Genomic DNA, 17,511 nt, shown 5'->3' with positions numbered 1-17,511 from the left:
ACTAAGCAAATGAAAATACACATCAATTTACTTTCACTACTCTTTTGTATTTGGCTATTACTACCCGGGATTGCCTGCGGGCAGGATGATTCGGAAATACCTGTAGCCTCACCACTCTCTGATACTTTTTCTGACCCCGTTGCTCAGGGTGCGGTAAACAACCCTACTATTAGCGAAGCTTCGGGTATTGTAGCTAGTCGTAGTAATCCCGATGTGTTGTGGACCCATAACGATAGCGGTAACGATTCTAAAATTTTCGCAATTAGTAGCTCAGGAGAAACCATAGGTGAGTGGGTTGTTGCGGGAGCCACCAACCGAGATTGGGAAGATATAGCCATTGGTCCGGGGCCAGAAGAGGGAGTCCATTATTTGTACGTAGGCGATATTGGTGATAACCAAGCAGTTCACCCTAGTTTGAACATCTACCGCTTTCCCGAACCCATCATCAATGATGATAATCCGGCCAGTGGCACTATTCAGGGCGTAGAAAAAATCAACATAAGGTACCCCGATGGTGCCAGAGACGCTGAAACGCTACTCGTTGATCCTCTAAATAAAGATTTATTGATACTATCTAAGCGCGACCGCTTAGCTCGCCTGTACCGTTTGCCCTTTCCTCAGTCTACTTCATCTACTATCACTGCCGAGAAAGTAGGCGAATGGCCCCGTGAAATTGGGGGAATCTTTAATCAGCCTGTAGGCGGAGATATATCGCCCAATGGCAGAGAATTATTGATAAAGTCGTACGTAGAAGTACTGTATTGGCAGCGTGAAGATGAGCAAACCTCAATCTTTGAGCTAATGCAGCGCGAACCAAAGGTGCTCCCCTACACCGTAGAGCCTCAGGGTGAGGCTATTGGCTGGTCGGCTGATAGCGACGGTTACTTTACCCTCAGCGAAAAACAAGGCTCTGCTACCCCTCAACTATACTTTTATAAACGTAAGTAAAAATAAGCTTTCAGAGGGTAAGGAATTTTCTACTACCTTCAGTATTTTCTCTAAACTTAGCTTGCAAGTTTTTCGCTATTTAGTCTATGTTTTACGGTATAGCTTGGAGGGAAAAGAGTTATTCGTAACACGAATAACTCTATAAAGTAAACTTATTCTTTTATAAGTTATACAAAGTGCAATTATAGCTATTCTTTTCTTGTCTCACTACTACCGAACGGCTCATTAGCTACATGTAATAATTGATAATCAATTACTTATCCTTGTACTATAAGGTTTTGTACCTTGTTTCTCCAATGTAAAACTACATCCGAATTAGTTATGCGTGTTTTTATTATAGATGATAACCAGATTGACCTGCTAATAAGCCGTAAGTTACTTTTAAAAAACAGCGCAGATACTGATGTAAAGGAGTATTCCCAGGCTCAAGCGGCCTTGAGTGATATAACGGCCAATCCGGAGGATGTACCTAACATTATTCTGCTCGATCTAAATATGCCAACTATGGATGGTTGGGGATTTTTAGACGGGTTAAAGAAAGCTGGGGTGCAATCTGGTTTTAAAGTTTACGTACTTACTTCTTCTTTAGACGACCGGGATCGAACCCGGGCTCAAAACTACCAGGTAGTAGAGGGCTATTTAACCAAACCACTCAACGATACTGTGATTCAGGGCATTTTGCAATAATCCTTCTATTGGGCTAAACTAACGTTAGGCTAAACTTTTCTTGCAAAAAACAGTTATCTTATTGTAATAATTTTTTTTACCTAATAGATAATTGCCATGATTTTTACAATACTAAAGCAATGCCACCTTTTATTATTGGCTCTCTTGATCTTCACGCTTGCTAGCTGTAATCGAGAAATTACCAAGCAAGATATGCAAGAGCAGATTCAGGAAGCGAGAGAAGAAACGCAAGAGGCCAAAGAAGAAACGCGGGAAGCACTTGAAATGCGCGAAGAGTATTACGAAGACTACCGTGAAGCTAAAACTGATGAGCTTAAGGATAAGAGCAAAGATATTGATAAGCGTATTCGTGATCTGAAAAAAACAGCAAAAGATGTGAATGATGATGCTAAGAGCGATATCGAATCAGCTATTTCTGAACTTAAGCAAGAGCAAAAAGACATTAATAACCGGCTACGGGAAATTCAGTCTATGACCAAAGATGACTGGAGTGTTTCTTATGAAGAGGTCAACGAAGCAATTACTCGCATTGAAGCCGAGATTGACCGAGTGGCGGAAAGTATTAGTGAGAACTAATGATCGGCTCAATAAGTAGTGAGAAAATTGATATCGAAAAGAAAAAGAAGCGAGGAAACATCTCGCTTCTTTTATTAGCTAAAAGGTGAATAATAGTACATGTTAACTGTACTGTGAGTAATTTTATATAACTTATTTCTTAATTAGACAGTATATAAGTAGATAAGGAATAATTTCAGATGCTGCCCGAACGATTCATAACAGGTGTAGGAGCTTTATTGCTCATTGTAGTACTATCGGTACTACCTGTTTCGTCTATGGCTGAGCACGAGCGCACTGACCCAGTGAAGCAAGATGCTCCGGTGTACCCGAACCCTGCTCGCGATTTTATCTTCTTCAGAGCCGATAAAGTGTACAACTTCACTGGCGACATTTCTCTAAAAGTAGTAGATATTTTGGGAAATCCGGTGAAAGTACAGCCGGAGAAGGTAGGATACAATACTTACCGAATTAACGTAAGTCAGTGTGCTGCCGGATACTACATGCTGGTTGCCCAGTGCAAAACCGACACCGAAACGAAAAAGAAGGTTTTTAGATTTCTGAAACAATAGTTGACTCACCCCCCTCTTCTTCATCTAGTGAAATAACGTACTTAGACTGCCTTTCTTTACCTTCAGAAGAATACGTATAGCTATACTGAGCACTCGTGAAATAACCACTGGTACGAAAAGTATGATTCTGACGATTAGGAGCCGTTTCCATATTCTTCGCATCATCATTTTTAGATAATACTGGCGTATCACCTGATGCGCGAAAATAGAATGAGCAAAATACTCCCGCCACTGAACCCAACAAATGCGATTCCCACGATACATTTTGCTGCGTGGCATTAGGAAGAAGCCCCTGTAACATACCGTTGTACAAAAAGGCAATTGCCACGGCCACAATTACTGAACGTATATCTTTACGAAAGATGCCACTAAATAGAAGAAAGGCAGCTAATCCGTAAACGATACCACTTGACCCAATGTGGTACGCTTGCCGAGCGGCTACCCACACCCAGAATCCGGTAATTAAATATATCCAGAGAAATACCTCCAGCGCAATTTTATTATAGAAGTAGAACGTGGCTACCAGTAGTAGAATCAGTGGGAAGGTATTGGAAAGAAGGTGTAGGAATGTGCCGTGTACCAAGGGAGCCGTGATGATACCTACCATACCCGATAGGGTGCGAGGGAGAATTCCGAAGACTCCTAAATCAAGCGAAGCACTCCACTCTATTGCCCGTATTAGCCACAGCAAGGCAGCGAACCCAACGGCAAACAAAATACTTTGCTGAAGCACTCTCCTATCTTCAGATAGCAAATCGGTGGGATTATCACTCTCCTTCACGCAGATATTTTATCCGATAAACAACCGATTGCCCTACCAAGGATACGCCACTGTTCACAACAATCAAACTTAAAGTGCCAAACCAAAACCACGCTCGCTGCTCGTACTTAGCAATTACAGCTTCGCCAAATAAACTAAGCCCCAAGCCAATAAGAACTAGTCCGCCTACAGCCGAAAGTAACCAGTAAGTAAGATAGCGTTTTTTCCGATCAGTTGCTTGCATTTTCAAAGTACACCAGTTTAAAAAAATATCTTCTGAGCTAACCGATACGTGTTGGCGTGGGCTTCTACAATATGGGCAATTTTCTCGGAGTACCCTCCTCCCATGCTCAGTGCCACCGGAAGCTGGTTCCGATGGCAAAGTTCTAAAACAACCTGATCGCGCTCCCGACAACCGTTAATGGTTAAACCTAACCGTCCTAGCTTGTCCGATGCCAACACATCTACTCCCGACTGAAAGAAGATAAAGTCAGGCATAACCTCATCCAGTAAACGCGGTAACACTTCCCGAAGTTTTCGCAGATAGATAGCGTCGTCCGCTCCGTCGGGCAAAGCAATATCCATATCTGACTTTTCCTTGTGCATGGGGTAGTTCTTAGCTCCATGCATACTGAAGGTGAAAACATCTGAGGTGTACTGGAAGATTTGTGCTGTTCCATTGCCTTGGTGTACGTCCAAATCAACCACCAGTATTTGTTCCGCCAAATTTCTTTCGCGCAGGTAATTAGCGGCGATCGCAATGTCGTTGAGCAAGCAAAAACCTTCCCCTCGGTCGGTAAATGCGTGGTGAGTGCCACCCGCAATATTGAATGCTACGCCAAACTCCAGTGCAAACAGAGCAGCCTGAACCGTACCCTGCATAATGGTTATTTCGCGTTGCACAAGTTGGTCTGACATAGGAAATCCCGTCTTCCGCACCTCCGATTTGGTTAACTCTTGATTCTTTAGCCGATGCCAGTATTCGGATGCGTGCGTATTCGTAATGTATTTCTCCTCCAAGAGCACTGGGGCAAAGAAGTTTTCTGGAGTGATGGTGCCTTCGTACAGTAGCTGCTCGGGAAGCAGGTTATACTTTTCCATCGGGAAGCGATGATTTTCGGGCAAGGGATGGGCGTAAATTTCCGACCAAGCAATTTTCAACATAGCATTCGCAAGTATCCGATGCTATCAACTACCTTACGTGAAAAGGGTTGGTTGTAAAGTTGAAATATGAGCTGGGTTGTCGCCATTGCCACAATGGCCGCGTCCATCCACAGTGGATAGATGCCACGCAAACGATGCAAAAATAGAAAAAAGTAATGTACAGCAAATCTGCCGTGCGCTCAAGGGGTAAGCAACAGAACCTACTACACGTTGAACGCGCACAGTATTGATACTTCTAACGGTTCGTATAAACAGATAGTCCGTTTTTGCTTTATTGGCGGGTGTGTGTTTCTCTCTTCAACAGATTGAGCAATTAGATTCTCCGGTTAACTTACCTTTCTTATCAAGCTCATATTTACAGCATTCTTGGAATTTTTCCTTTAGTATATCCTTTGCTCTTCTAATTCTTGCTTTTGTGTTTTCAAGACTTATTCCCAATTCGTTTGCCACATCTTTTTGTTTATGCCCCTTGATGTAAACCATGTTAATAACCTCTTGGTAAATTTCGGGTAGGTCATTGATCAGTTTATCAAAACAACATACAAATTGATATTCTTGTAAAGGAGTTTCTTCGTTCGTAGCCGAATTATCTACGTAAATAGCCTCGGCATTAAAGTAATTTGCTATCTCGTTGCGGGCAATTTGAAAAATCCACGCTTTTACTTTTTCCTCTTCTTTAAGCTTGGGCAGATTTTTATGGATTTTCAAGAAGGTACTTTGAAAGATATCGTTGGCTACATCTGTATCTTTAACTTTCTTAAGAAGAAAAAAGTAAAGTTCGTCATTAAAACTGTTCCATACGTCTTGCGTTTCCATAGTCAAAAATTAAAGGCTAGTACTTAAACTAGCCTTTATCTAAATTAACAGCATTTGCACTTGTTGCATTCACATTTAGAGCAAGAGCAATTACCTTTCGCGCAATTTTGACAATTGCATTTAGTACATTCACAGTTGGTACATTCACAATTATTCATAATCTAAAGTTTAATGGTTCAATAAGTAGACCAGTAAACGCTGTAAAAGATACATTTTTTTTGATTTTTTATTCGATTGCTAACTAACGAATAATCGTGACGCTACCGGTTTGGGTACCTGCTTCTTCACCGCAATTAATCAAATAAAAATAGACACCAGGGGGCACAAGGGTTCCGTTGGCAGTTCCATCCCAAGGCTGAAGGTTACTGTAGTTTTCTTGTTCGTACAATTTGATGCCCTGCCGATTAAACAGGGTTAAACGACAATCGGGATAGAGCTCCATCTTCTCGATGTACCAAGTATCATTGTTGCCATCGTTGTTGGGAGTGAAGGCTCGTTCGGGAACAACATCTAGCTGGCGATCAACCATTACGGTAAATTCTACCGAATCGGCACAGCCTGCTTCGTTAATAATCACGCAGATGTAAGTAGTGGTAACCAACGGGCGTACTAACGGATTAGCAATGGTGCTATCGCTCAGAGAAATATCACTTTCCCATTGATAAGTATCTCCACCCAACGCTTGTAACTGTAAAGTATCTCCCAGGGCAATCCGATCCGTTGAGGCCGTGATTTCACCCACCGGATTATCAGCCTCTTCTACCGTGAATTCTTCAAAATCATTACATCCGTTTTCGGCAGTAACCGTCAGGATGTAGGTTCCGGGCTGGCTTACCGTAATACTGCGCTCGGTTGATTGGGTGTTCCACAGATAGGTAGCAAAACCTTCGTTGGCTTCTAGTACTACATTGGCATTGGGGCACAGGTTTGGGTTACTGGCCGCCTGCACTGCTAAATTAGGAATCTCTAATACTTCCATCGTTTGTTCGTAGCGATCCCGGACTGCGCCGTCACCGCTCAAAATTTCTATGGCTACTGTCTGGGTTCCGGCATTAGTAAACTGATACGAAACCGTATCTCCCTCTTCAGTATTTCCTTCGAAAATCCAGCGATACCAAATTTCTTGGCCATTCAGACTATCAGGACTAATAACAAACTGCCCGGCTTCATTGAGGCAGAGTTCAGCCGAAATCTCAGGCCGGGCGAAGGCCACTTCTATTGGATTACTTTCCCGTAAGCATCCTTCAGCATTTTGCGTTACGGCTACGTAAGTGCCTTCGCTGTTGGTAGTGAAAGATAGCTCGTTGGCATCCGCAATGGTTTCGTCGTTACGCCTCCATCCAAAGGTCTGACCATCTACTGGGTTTACGGTAAGCTGTACATTGCTTCCTTCAAAGAAAACCGGAACTTGCCCGGCAGTGGCGGTAATTGCTTCAGGTTCACTAACCTTTACAAAAGTGGTAGCCGTATCGCTAACGCATCCGCCATTTTCTTCACTAGCCTGTACATAAAGCACGTAAACACCTTCTTTGGTTTTATCAGCATCAGGAATAACGGGGTTTGGATCATTAGAGCTGAAATCATTAGGCCCAGTCCAGAAATACTCGGCATTGACAGTTTCGGCTTGCAACGATATACTTTCACCAAAGCATACCGGCTCAGCCGGATTTTTATTAACAATGGTTGGCTTAGAAGGCACGAAACCATCGGGACGGACAACCTCCACCTGATTAGATGCGGTAGGCGAGCAAACGAAGGTTTTATTAGTAGAAGATACTCTCACCCGGTAGAATATCTCGTTGCTGGTAGTAAAGGTAAAAGTAGAATCAGTCGCTTCCGCCATCGGAGTAAAACTGGTTCCATCACCTGAGCTTTCCCAAACGTACTCAGCTCCGATAGCTTTGGTTACCGAAAGCTGATAAGGTAATTGATCGCAAACTCCTAAGCCACCCTGCGGTTCTAGCACCGGAGTGATACAATTACGGTTAAGCTGAATAGCGATCTGATCCGTTGCCGTTTCGGTGTAGGCCAAATCCGGCTTCCCGTCGCCGTTCAGGTCGCCACCCCGCACACTGAGTGAGTTTTCGTCGGCTAGCAATACCTGCTTAGTGTTAAAATCAAGTGAGCCTAGCGTACTCTTGTTCAGTAAAAGAACGATCCAATTTCGGTTTTGAGCAGCTACGGCTATATCGAGCAAACCGTTTCCATCTATATCTACTAGTTCTAATCCTTCTCTTCCCAAATTAGTTTGGTCAAAACGTACTGGACTGGCAAAGCTAACTACCCCATTTTGCGAAGTATTCCGCAATGCTCCTACGTACGAGTCATTAACGACTACCAGATCAATCAATCCATCGTTGTCCAGGTCACCAGCTTTCAGGTTAGTCGTTCGTCCCGAAGCCGTTAATTCGGTAAGTGCGCCAAACCCGAGCGAACTTGGTGTACTAATATTGGTAATAACGTAGATGCCACTATTCTCATCTTCGCTCACCGCAATATCAGGAATACCATCACCACTAAAGTCTTCTACTGCAATACCGCTTAGTTCGGTACTGCTAATGCCAAACACAGCAAACGGAAGGCTCGGGGTAGATACAAAGCTAATTGTTGAACCAGTGCTGTTATTTAGAAAAACCGAGACACCCCCATCGGCCGAAATATCAGCTACTGTAATATCTGGTTTTCCATCCATGTCAATATCGCGAATCACCATACGAGCCGCTAGGTTTCCCTCAATGGGAAGTCTAATTGGATCAGCCAGATCAAACGATATTACTCCGCCAGTACTAGTATTTTGGTAGACGTACGCTAAGTTACCTCCCTCAGCATTATCATTAGAAGCCGCAAATACTAGTTCGGGCAGGCCATCACCGTTTAGGTCACCGCAGCGCAGCCAGCGAGTTCTGGCTTCTATATCTAACTCTACTGGGGTGAAAGTCACTGTATCAATATTGGGGGTCGTATTCTGAAGAACCGTAATTTCCTCACTATCAAGATCGCTAGTAGCAATATCGTTAAGGCCGTCCTGGTTAAAATCGCAGAAGCACAAATTGTACAGATTGTTACCGGAAGTAGCGTATTTGTAAGGGCCATCCATAAAATTTCTATCGAAGGTTCCGCCGTCGTAGCTGATATAAAATACTTCGGGCGAATAAGCCGTCAGTCGGGTATCAGTGCGGGTAACGGATACACTGCTGGTGGTAGCTCCCGGTGGAACCAGTACCTGAATTTCAGTATCCAACATGGGTACTCCCGAACTGATCGGAGCGATAGAATCGGCTAAAACCCCACCGAAAAACACGTCTACGTTCGCTGTATCAGTACCAAACCCACTTCCCTGAATAGTTACCACCTCGAATACTGTTCCTCGGGTTTTATCCAGTTGGGTAATAACCGGGGCTTGCGCCAGCAATACCGCCGTACACAGTGAAAAAATAAATGTAAATAGAAACTTTCTCATAAGTGGCGCACCATCATTAAGACGAAGCAAGGTAGCCGGAAAGCTTTATTTTTTTAAGGCAATAGTTGGCTTTTGCCCACAGGTGTAATATCTTCTGCAATATTCATTTTTCGGTTATTTGACTTTTAATTCCTAATGGAAGCATTAATTTTAGTTGATATTCAGCACGATTTTTTACCCGGTGGGGCTTTGGCAGTAGCCGACGGCGATGCGGTAATTTCGGTGGCTAACCAGCTACAATTACACCTTGACTTGGTAGTAGCTACTCAAGATTTTCATCCGGCCAATCATCTGAGTTTTGCTGCTAATCACTCGGGGAAGCAGATTGGTGATGTTATTCAGTTGAATGGTTTAAATCAGGTGCTGTGGCCCAACCACTGTGTGCAAGGGACGGCGGGAGCTGAATTTGCGGATAGCCTGCAGATGGAACGAGTAGCAAAGATTTTTCCCAAAGGAACTGATCCAGAGATTGATAGCTACAGCGGCTTCTATGATAATGGTCACCGAAAAGCAACGGGTTTGGGAGATTATTTGAAGGAAAAAGGAGTAAATAGAGTAGTGATTGTGGGGCTAGCGACCGATTACTGCGTAAAGTTTACCGCCTTGGATGCGAAAGAATTAGGTTTTGATACGACCGTAGTGCGGGACGGAACTCGGGCAGTTAACCTTCAACCGCAGGACTTTGACAAGGCACTGGAAGAAATGACAGCGGCTGGAATAAAAATTGTTTCGGCTGAAGAAAAACTGAGTTGAACTGAAGAGGCGAAGGCTAAAGTTTGGAATGAAATTGGTACGAGTCTGTCCTCGAGTTCCTTCCTTAATTTTTGTTTTTCTACTACTACCTGTCCTCCTCGAACTTCTTCCTTCCGCAGAACCTCATTACAGCAATTTATCAAGAAAGCAATGAATTATATAATTCGTAATTTATTTGCACTTTTTAAATATTTAATAAAACTATATTAACCTACCTTTACCGAGCAGAAATAGTTTGTATTCGGTATGGAAGAGAGGATTGCTAGATTATACGTTTTAAAGAAGCTTCTCAAAGCACATTTAACATTAGTTTTGACGGTAATCACTATCGTTCCTCTCTACAGTCAAGATAAACTTGCTGTTGCTAAACGGTTCCGGGTTAAAGACATAGAACATCTTAACGAAGTGGTAGATGAGTGGTACGATGGGGAAGTAACCTTCTGGAACGGAAAAACCATTTTGTGCCGACTATCCTACAGTCCGTTGGTTCCCGAAGGGTTAGTAAAAATTGCGGATGGCGACTTGACCCGCATTCTTACTGTTCACGATATAGAAAGTTTTTCTTTTTACAATCATGATACCTACACTGACCACACGTACTACACGCTTCCACTTATCAATAATCGGCCTATGTTTGCTGAGTTGTTGTACGAAGATTGCTTTTACGCCATACTGGGCAGCCGATCAATGGTAGCCGAAGTCACAAATTATGTACCAGGGCCAGGAGGAACAGTTTCCCGAAGTTTTGAGTACGTTAACATGAGCTACGCCCACGCTTACCGAACCAATGCAGCCTCAGCCACTAAGTTTATTATGGATTATCGCTGGTTTTTGGTTGATATAGAGAATCGCCAGGCTCATGATTTTGACTTGGATGCCTTAGAAGATCAACGGAAAGAACTCAGAAAGTTTATTCGGGCTAACAATCTTCAGTTTGAAACACTGGAAGACTATATTGCTGTGGTGAAAAAGTACGAAGACCTAACCGAACGACTTTGCTCGGAATGATCTCGTTACAGTATGTTCTTTTTTACTTTTTCCGAATGATAATATCGCCGTTGTGGCTCTTGAAGTAAATTTCGGGGCCACCACCGTTTACGGTTCCCATAATCTCCTTATCAACTTTCACCCGGTAGATACCACCATCGTTAGATGCTTCTCGCTTGTTATTGGCTTTTACATCCATATCAAAATCGGTAAAGATTTCTCCATTCAGTGTTTTCATTTTGGCCAACATGGCCGTAGAAGTAGGAAAAGTCACTTCAATATCACCGTTCAGCGTGGTAAATGACATGGGCGTATCGGGTGTTACTTCGTCAAAAACGACGGTTATCTCTCCATTCACCGTATTTACTACGGCTGAACCAGCAATATTCTGAAGCTCTACATCATCGTTGATATTGGTTGCTTCTACCTCCCCGTCAATATTTTCAATAAATATCATACCTTCATTCACTGCCTTCGCTTTAATTGAGAAGTTGCGCGGTACTTGAATATCAAAATCAAAAGAACTTTCCGGAGCCCGAGAGCGTACCGTAACCCGGTTATCTTCTTCAATGGCTTCCATTGAAATATTGCCTCCGCTACTGATTTTACGCAAACCATCTCGACCTTGGTTATCATCTACGTAGTTGCTTTCAGTGGGAGCGGTTTGCACCACAACCTCCTCACCATCGTATCCGCGAATAGTGATAGAACCTCGCACTAGCTCTACCCGAAGCTCACCAGGTTGCCCAGGATTACTTAGGGGAATAGCGAGCAGTTCATCCTGGGCTTTCGCCATTCCGAAGGCAATCAGGTAGACGATGAGCGTAATTAAAATGATGCGAATAAGTTTCATTATATCATTAGATAGTTGGGGCAAAACGTTCATGATTTTATTGTTGAATTGTTGATGGTTCAATTGCTGATTGTCGATTGCTAACCTGTCCTTTGTCAATTTTATGTTGCTCATTATTCATCAGTCATTAATCACTATTCATTACTCTTTAGGTATACTTCGCCGTTGAGAGTTTCGGTTTCTACGGTAGGGCCACCCTGGCCGATGCGTATTTTGGTAGAGCGGTCAATCCGATACGTAGTGCGTTTGCTTCCTTTCCTCCTGTCAGAAGAAACTTCAGCCGGCAGATAATCAATCTGCTCGAAGTTGGTGTAAAATTCTCCGTTCATACTTTTGAAGGATATGTCAGCCGATAAACTCTCCGGCATTAGCAGGGTAATGTCTCCATTAATGGTTTTAAAGTGGCTGTCTTCGGCCGGAGCTTTTGCGAAAGAAATGTCTACGTCGCCATTTACCGTAACTGCCGAAGTCTGTCCGCTAATATCGGTCGCCTGAATAGGCCCATTCACGTTACGAGCCTCAATGCGCGGGGACTGTACGTTTTCGATAGTTACCGTCCCTTCGTTAATGGTAGAAACCTTAAGGATAAGCGTTTTGGGAATTCGTACCGTAAAATCCATGCGGTAGTTGTATTTAGGCTGATTCCAATCACCGTGATGATGGTCAGTACGGTAATGAAAATGATTGCCTTTACGTTGGGCATCTATGAAAGGGGCATCCATATACACCAGCATAATGTTACTATCCAGCTTCGCAGTAAGTTGAATTTCTTCAACCCCCAGTTGTACCCGTTCTTGGGTGCGGGCTTCAATCGTTTTTTCCGCGCTGATTTCCACGGTTTCGCCCTGGTAGCCAATCACGGTAACATCCCCCTGAATATTTCTTAGCCACAGTTCATTATCAGCAGAAGTCTCTGAGAATTGCAAACTGCGAGTAATTGTCTCTTGGTGAGAGGGCGGAGCAGTTTTTCCGACTAATGAACTGATGATAATAGCAAGAAAGGTTATGAGTTTCATGGGTGGAGAGTGAATGTTAGAATGAATAATTAGATTAGTATTTCTAGGCTCTGCTCAATGGTTTGCTGAACATCCTGGTTTAAACTTTCTTTTTCCAATAGGTCTTTCAGGGGAGCTACCGCTTGTTTTTCCTGTAGCTGAACCATTGCTTGGGCTAAGGCAATTTGTATCAGCGGGTCATTTTGCTGAGCAATAGATTGCACTAATCCTTGCCTGACCAGTGAATTGTGCGCATAGGGTAACAGTGCTTCCAATGCCGCCAACCGGACGTTGACTTGTGCATCTTCGTTCAGGGTGCGGAGCAAGGCATGATGAATTTTTTCGGTAGAAGAAGATAGGTCGGTGCTAATGCTTACTGCCTTGAGGCGTTGCATGGCTGAAGGTTGCTCTAGTAAAGTAAGTACCATCGCTTCGCGCATTTGCTGTACTTCGGAAGATAATTGCCCAATCTGCGATTCATAACGTTGAACGGGGCTCAGCCAAAAACCCACCGCTACGCCAACCAACAGTAGCAAAATCGCCGTAACTAACTGAGATACCCGAATGGAAGTGTTAAATGATTGAAGCAAGCGTTGCCACCAACTGGGCGTTTGGGCTTGCTCCCAACTACCAAGCATACTGTAAAAGTTTTCTCGTAGCTGACTAGATGGAGCCGGAGTAGGTAGCTGCGGACTTTCTTCGTAGAGCATTTGCCAATCGGACAATTCTTCCTGGCTGATTTCCCCACTGGCCAGTAACTGCTGGAGCTTGGCCTCTTTCTGGTCATTCCAATGGCCTTCCAGATAATCCATAATTAATAGTGTGTGTTCTTCTTTCATAGTTGCTGTTCCAGTTGGCGAAAAATCTGGCGTAAATCCTGAATGGCTCGGAACACCCGTACCTTCACATTGGCTTCTGAGCAGTTAAGTAGTTGGGCAATTTCTTGGTAGCGTAAACCCTGATAACGACTCAACAATAGTACCTCCTTACGTTCGGGTTTGAGGTACTGAATTGCTCGCCGAAGTTGCGTGAGTTGGCCTTCCGTTTCAGTTTCTTCGGCTATTGAAAGTGGCACTGCTTGATTTATCTCTTCGGTCGGCAAACGCTGCTGTTTTTTATAATGATCGGCCCACACATTACGCGCTAGATGAAACATCCAGGTAATAAATTCTCCTTCTCCTTCTCCTTCTCCTTGGTAGGTATGAGCGTACTTTAACATGCGGTAAAAGGTGTTTTGTACCAAATCCTCACTCAATTCAGCCTCCTGCGAAAGTTGGCAGTAGTAGCCGAAAAGGCGGCGGTGGTAACGCTCGAAGAGTAGTCCCATCGCATCACGCTGTCCTGCTTTTACTTTCAGCATCAGGGCATTGTCAGAGTAAGAATCCAAGTTTGGTAGCTTTTTGGACGGGGAAACCTCGGAAAAATAGAAAGGTTACAGAAAGGAGGATTTTTTTTGAAATATAAATAGTTGGCGAGGAGCTGGGAGCTTGGGGCAGGGAGTAGTAATCGCAGTCACCCCACTCCCCGCTATTTGACATTCAGCAATTGAACTATTGAACCATCGAGTTATTTCGATTTTCCCTTATTCAACTGCTGAACTACCTCAGCTATTTCGGGTAATACTGTTTCGGCAGTACGTTCTACCCCGCCAACTACTAGCATATCAGCACCAGCCTCGTAAGCCCGGCTTGCTTGGTAGCGATTATTGATGCCACCACCAACAATCAGGGGAACGCCTACTGACTTCCGAACGGCACTAATCATTTTGGGGTCGATGGCCCGTTCGGCTTCGGTTCCAGCATCTAAGTAGATAAGTTTTAGCCCGAGCATCTCGCCGGCCATTGCCGTGCAAGCAGCCACCGAAGCTTTGTCGTGTGGAATTGGCGTAGTGTGGCTAAGATAGGTGGCCGAGGCCGTGCTCCCGGTATTCACCAGAATGTAGCCGGTAGCCATAATCTCGAGCGGGCTTCGCTTCAGTATTGGGGCGGCTACTACGTGTTGCCCGATGAGTAGATCTGGGTTGCGCCCCGAGATAATAGAGAGCAGTAGAATAGCATCGGCACTAGAATCTATGTACAGATTGCTACCGGGAAAGAGAATAACCGGAATATCACATTCATCTTTAATGGTGCGAACAGCTTCGCCCAGATTGTTCGTCGTAATTAAGCTACCACCTACCAGAAAATAATCGATCTGATGCTTTGCTCCTAAACTAATCAGGCGAAGCGTATCGGCTACCTCATTTAGTTGGTCAGGATCGATAAAAATCGCTAATGACTTTTTCTTCTGCTGTTGCTGGTGAAGCAGTGCCTGATACAAACCCGACATTCCGGTAAAAAGAAAGGGTTATCGGAAAAGACGCTTAATCTGGCTACGGGCTACTGCTATAAGAATTAAAGTGGCCTGCTTCTTCAGCATCTCGGTAAATGCTGAGGTACGGTCAGCTACATCCTCCTCTTCTTCTTCGTACTCTTCATCCGATCCCAGTAATCGCTGTATTAGCTGGTAGATGATGTAGATTGATACGCCAGTAACAAGTAAGGCCACGCCCCACTCCTTAACCGTGGTGAGGTCTTCTTCATCCAGGTCAAACTGGGCAGCTAACTTCTCAACAATTTCTTGGATTTTTTCTTTTTGAGCTTCAAAAGTGTCGTAGGCAGAATGCTTGGCCATGTGTGGTTAAGTAAAAAGTGATTAAAAATTTCAAGATAGTCAGCCCAGAGCATATTCGCAATGAGTTTCTCGCTAGACTCGCCATTGCATCTGATACAGACTAGAAAAGAACAGATTACTACTGGTTGAAGTAAATCAGGAGAAACGGAATAATAAAAAACATCAGTATAATATATAAAAAGCCATACAGGCGATTGCGAAGGGTAAGGCGACCAAAAAGAGCAGCAACTCCTATTGGAACACGGCGAACCGAGGCAATGGGAAGAAATAGAAGCACCCCCAACAAATTGAATAGCAAATGGACAATCGCAATGCTTACCGCCACCTCAGTAGCAAAGAAAGAAGCAATCAGAGCAGTAATGGTAGTACCTATGTTAGCACCAATAATAAACGGAAATGATTTTCCCAGAGAAACTTTATTGGTTGCTACCAGAGGGATAATAAGTGAGGTAGTTATGGAGCTAGACTGCACCGCAGCCGTAAGAGTTCCACCCCAGAGGAAAGACTTATAAGGACTAATGAAAATATACTTCTTCACCTTACCTTTAGACTCGCCGATGAGTGAATGCGAAATTACATTAGAAATATACTTAATAGAGAAGAAAAGCATACTGAACGCCAATAGCAGTACCATCCAATGGTTGCCGAGAGCACTCATAAAAGGATTATCAACGCTATCAGCAGAAAAAGAACCAAGATACACAAGCTCGCTGGTAGCTTCCGGATCGGCTATTCCTAAAGTATTGACTAGCCATAGGCTGGTACGAGAAAGAGTTTGGTAGTAATACTCCAGCGGAAAAAGTAGAATCACCAGTATTATGTTGTAAATATCGTGAACCACTCCCGCACTGATGGCTTTCCGAAAAGCCCGCTTACTGGTAATAAAACTCAGCGATATTACGGTACTAGTGAGCGTAGTTCCTACGTTGGCTCCCATAATTAGTGGCACTGCTGCCGACAGACTAATCGTTCCAGAACCCACTAGTGCCACCACCATTGAGGTAGTGATGGAGCTACTCTGGATAACAGCCGTAAGCAGTAGCCCGATGAACAGCCCAATGAACGGGTTCATGGTCACCGAAAGAATCAAGGAAGCAATATCTTCTTGCAACCCCTGAAATGAATAACTAAGCAGATTGATAGAAAGCATAAACACAATAATTGCCCCTAACACCGATAGGTATCTTCCTACCGACTGCCACTGACCAACTGTATGTGTCTTTTCTAAAACACTCACTGAGCTTACTTCTTTAGACAAAAAAATATCTTTTTCCGAGTAACTTTCTCCTAACCAACAGAATTCCTAAAAATAGCGATATAAAAAACAAGATGTTGTCAGTTAAGTATGAAACTATTGTTAAATTTCCGTATTCACTGTTAATCTTATAATTTAATATAAAATACATAACCATCTAATTTACAAGTATTTGTAAATTAGATGGTTCGCAAGATAGGCGATTGTTCTTAACAAATCCGTAATCTACTATCTTTGTCTCTGTATGATCCCTACATTGAAACTGACCTGATGCGCTACTTTTTAACCATCAAGTACCGTGGCGCAGCGTATCACGGGTGGCAAATTCAGCAAAACGCCCTTTCGGTGCAGGAGGTACTCAACCAAGCGTTATCGCAGATTTTACGAGAACCTATTACTACAGTAGGGAGTGGTCGAACCGACGCCGGCGTACATGCTCAGGGGCAAGTGGCTCATTTTAACAGCAACCGACTGTTGGCTGAAGAAGAATACCTTCGCAAATTTAATGCGGTGCTGCCTCACGACATTAGTATTACCGAATTAGTGGCCGTAACCGATGATACTCACGCCCGCTTTAGTGCTACCCGCCGTAGTTATCAATACTTTATTCATCAGAAAAAAAATCCGTTTCTGAACGGATTAAGCTATTTATTCCCTACAAAAATAGATGTGGATTTGATGAACAAAGCTGCCCAACAGCTGGTTGAGCGCAAGAAACAAAATTACGCCTGCTTTAGCAAAAGCAAAACGCAAAATACTTCTTACGATTGCCACATCTTTCGGGCCAATTGGCACGTATTAGAAGAAGATCGATTGGTGTTCTCCATTTCAGCCAATCGCTTTTTACGAGGCATGGTTCGAGCCATAGTTGGTACTATGCTGGATATTGGAACCCAAACCACCAGTTTGACCAACTTCGCCGATATTATTGCCAGTCACGACCGTCGGCGAGCGGGCCGTTCGGTAGATGCCTGCGGTTTGTTTCTGACCGAAGTAACGTATCCGGCTGAGATTTACCAGCAAAATGATTAAC

General features: G+C 43.7%; 19 protein-coding genes. 7 read left to right on the top strand and 12 right to left on the bottom strand.

Annotation, left to right across the window (positions count from 1 at the left end; genetic code table 11):
- Window positions 1-9: 9 nt before the first annotated feature.
- From P0M28_RS18040 to P0M28_RS18025, 4 genes are all read left to right on the top strand, one after another.
- Window positions 10-948, top strand: coding sequence for a hypothetical protein (locus P0M28_RS18040; protein ID WP_302204017.1), 939 nt, complete (start codon window positions 10-12; stop codon window positions 946-948).
- Window positions 949-1,269: 321 nt separating this feature from the next.
- Entirely contained in the window at window positions 1,270-1,635 is a 366-nt protein-coding gene (locus tag P0M28_RS18035) for a response regulator (RefSeq protein ID WP_302204015.1), read from the top strand.
- Between the two features lie 192 nt (window positions 1,636-1,827).
- Entirely contained in the window at window positions 1,828-2,211 is a 384-nt protein-coding gene (locus tag P0M28_RS18030; protein WP_302204014.1) for a sll1863 family stress response protein, read from the top strand.
- A gap of 179 nt (window positions 2,212-2,390) precedes the next feature.
- Window positions 2,391-2,762: a T9SS type A sorting domain-containing protein gene (locus P0M28_RS18025; RefSeq protein WP_302204013.1), complete on the top strand. Its 372-nt coding sequence runs from the start codon at window positions 2,391-2,393 to the stop codon at window positions 2,760-2,762.
- Here the strand turns inward: P0M28_RS18025 and P0M28_RS18020 are convergent.
- The 5 genes from P0M28_RS18020 to P0M28_RS18000 form a co-directional block, all read right to left on the bottom strand.
- Complete coding sequence (locus tag P0M28_RS18020) at window positions 2,743-3,543, bottom strand: rhomboid family intramembrane serine protease (RefSeq protein WP_302204011.1); 801 nt, start codon at window positions 3,541-3,543, stop codon at window positions 2,743-2,745. The genes P0M28_RS18025 and P0M28_RS18020 overlap by 20 nt on opposite strands.
- The gene (locus tag P0M28_RS18015) at window positions 3,530-3,772 is read right to left on the bottom strand and encodes a hypothetical protein (RefSeq protein ID WP_436841335.1); all 243 of its coding nucleotides are present in this window, start codon (window positions 3,770-3,772) and stop codon (window positions 3,530-3,532) included. The genes P0M28_RS18020 and P0M28_RS18015 overlap by 14 nt, the downstream gene beginning before the upstream one ends.
- Window positions 3,773-3,783: 11 nt before the next feature.
- A complete protein-coding gene (locus tag P0M28_RS18010; RefSeq protein WP_302204009.1) occupies window positions 3,784-4,686 on the bottom strand; it encodes a histone deacetylase family protein in 903 nt (300 codons plus the stop codon).
- Between the two features lie 297 nt (window positions 4,687-4,983).
- Entirely contained in the window at window positions 4,984-5,502 is a 519-nt protein-coding gene (locus P0M28_RS18005) for a sigma-70 family RNA polymerase sigma factor (RefSeq protein ID WP_302204008.1), read from the bottom strand.
- A gap of 241 nt (window positions 5,503-5,743) precedes the next feature.
- Window positions 5,744-8,962, bottom strand: coding sequence for an FG-GAP-like repeat-containing protein (locus P0M28_RS18000; protein ID WP_302204007.1), 3,219 nt, complete (start codon window positions 8,960-8,962; stop codon window positions 5,744-5,746).
- A gap of 135 nt (window positions 8,963-9,097) precedes the next feature.
- Between P0M28_RS18000 and pncA the strand changes: the two genes are divergently transcribed.
- Both pncA and P0M28_RS17990 read left to right on the top strand, forming a co-directional pair.
- Window positions 9,098-9,715, top strand: a complete 618-nt coding sequence (gene pncA, locus P0M28_RS17995) for a bifunctional nicotinamidase/pyrazinamidase (RefSeq protein WP_302204006.1) — start codon at window positions 9,098-9,100, stop codon at window positions 9,713-9,715.
- A 312-nt stretch (window positions 9,716-10,027) separates the two neighbouring features.
- On the top strand, window positions 10,028-10,723 hold the full coding sequence (locus P0M28_RS17990) for a hypothetical protein (protein ID WP_302204005.1): 696 nt from the start codon (window positions 10,028-10,030) through the stop codon (window positions 10,721-10,723).
- 22 nt (window positions 10,724-10,745) lie between these two features.
- On the opposite strand, the gene P0M28_RS17985 is transcribed toward P0M28_RS17990, so the two are convergent.
- From P0M28_RS17985 to P0M28_RS17955, 7 genes are all read right to left on the bottom strand, one after another.
- On the bottom strand, window positions 10,746-11,588 hold the full coding sequence (locus P0M28_RS17985) for a DUF4097 family beta strand repeat-containing protein (RefSeq protein ID WP_302204004.1): 843 nt from the start codon (window positions 11,586-11,588) through the stop codon (window positions 10,746-10,748).
- Window positions 11,589-11,689: 101 nt separating this feature from the next.
- Entirely contained in the window at window positions 11,690-12,571 is an 882-nt protein-coding gene (locus tag P0M28_RS17980; RefSeq protein WP_302204003.1) for a DUF4097 family beta strand repeat-containing protein, read from the bottom strand.
- Window positions 12,572-12,600: 29 nt separating this feature from the next.
- Window positions 12,601-13,389, bottom strand: a complete 789-nt coding sequence (locus P0M28_RS17975; protein WP_302204002.1) for a HEAT repeat domain-containing protein — start codon at window positions 13,387-13,389, stop codon at window positions 12,601-12,603.
- Window positions 13,386-13,937 (bottom strand): RNA polymerase sigma factor, encoded by a 552-nt coding sequence (locus P0M28_RS17970; RefSeq protein WP_302204000.1) that lies wholly within the window; start codon window positions 13,935-13,937, stop codon window positions 13,386-13,388. Before P0M28_RS17970 ends, P0M28_RS17975 begins: the two co-directional genes overlap by 4 nt.
- 179 nt (window positions 13,938-14,116) lie before the next feature.
- Entirely contained in the window at window positions 14,117-14,878 is a 762-nt protein-coding gene (locus P0M28_RS17965) for a geranylgeranylglyceryl/heptaprenylglyceryl phosphate synthase (protein ID WP_302203999.1), read from the bottom strand.
- An 18-nt stretch (window positions 14,879-14,896) separates the two neighbouring features.
- Entirely contained in the window at window positions 14,897-15,223 is a 327-nt protein-coding gene (locus P0M28_RS17960) for a hypothetical protein (RefSeq protein WP_302203998.1), read from the bottom strand.
- 118 nt (window positions 15,224-15,341) lie between these two features.
- Window positions 15,342-16,481, bottom strand: coding sequence for a Na/Pi symporter (locus tag P0M28_RS17955; RefSeq protein WP_302203997.1), 1,140 nt, complete (start codon window positions 16,479-16,481; stop codon window positions 15,342-15,344).
- 231 nt (window positions 16,482-16,712) lie between these two features.
- Between P0M28_RS17955 and truA the strand changes: the two genes are divergently transcribed.
- Window positions 16,713-17,510 (top strand): tRNA pseudouridine(38-40) synthase TruA, encoded by a 798-nt coding sequence (gene truA, locus P0M28_RS17950; protein WP_367281874.1) that lies wholly within the window; start codon window positions 16,713-16,715, stop codon window positions 17,508-17,510.
- The last annotated feature ends 1 nt before the right edge of the window (window position 17,511 follow it).

Source organism: Tunicatimonas pelagia (assembly GCF_030506325.1).
Taxonomy (GTDB): domain Bacteria; phylum Bacteroidota; class Bacteroidia; order Cytophagales; family Cyclobacteriaceae; genus Tunicatimonas; species Tunicatimonas pelagia.
Note: the sequence above shows the minus strand (reverse complement) of the source record. Positions and strands in the feature narration are given on the sequence as shown.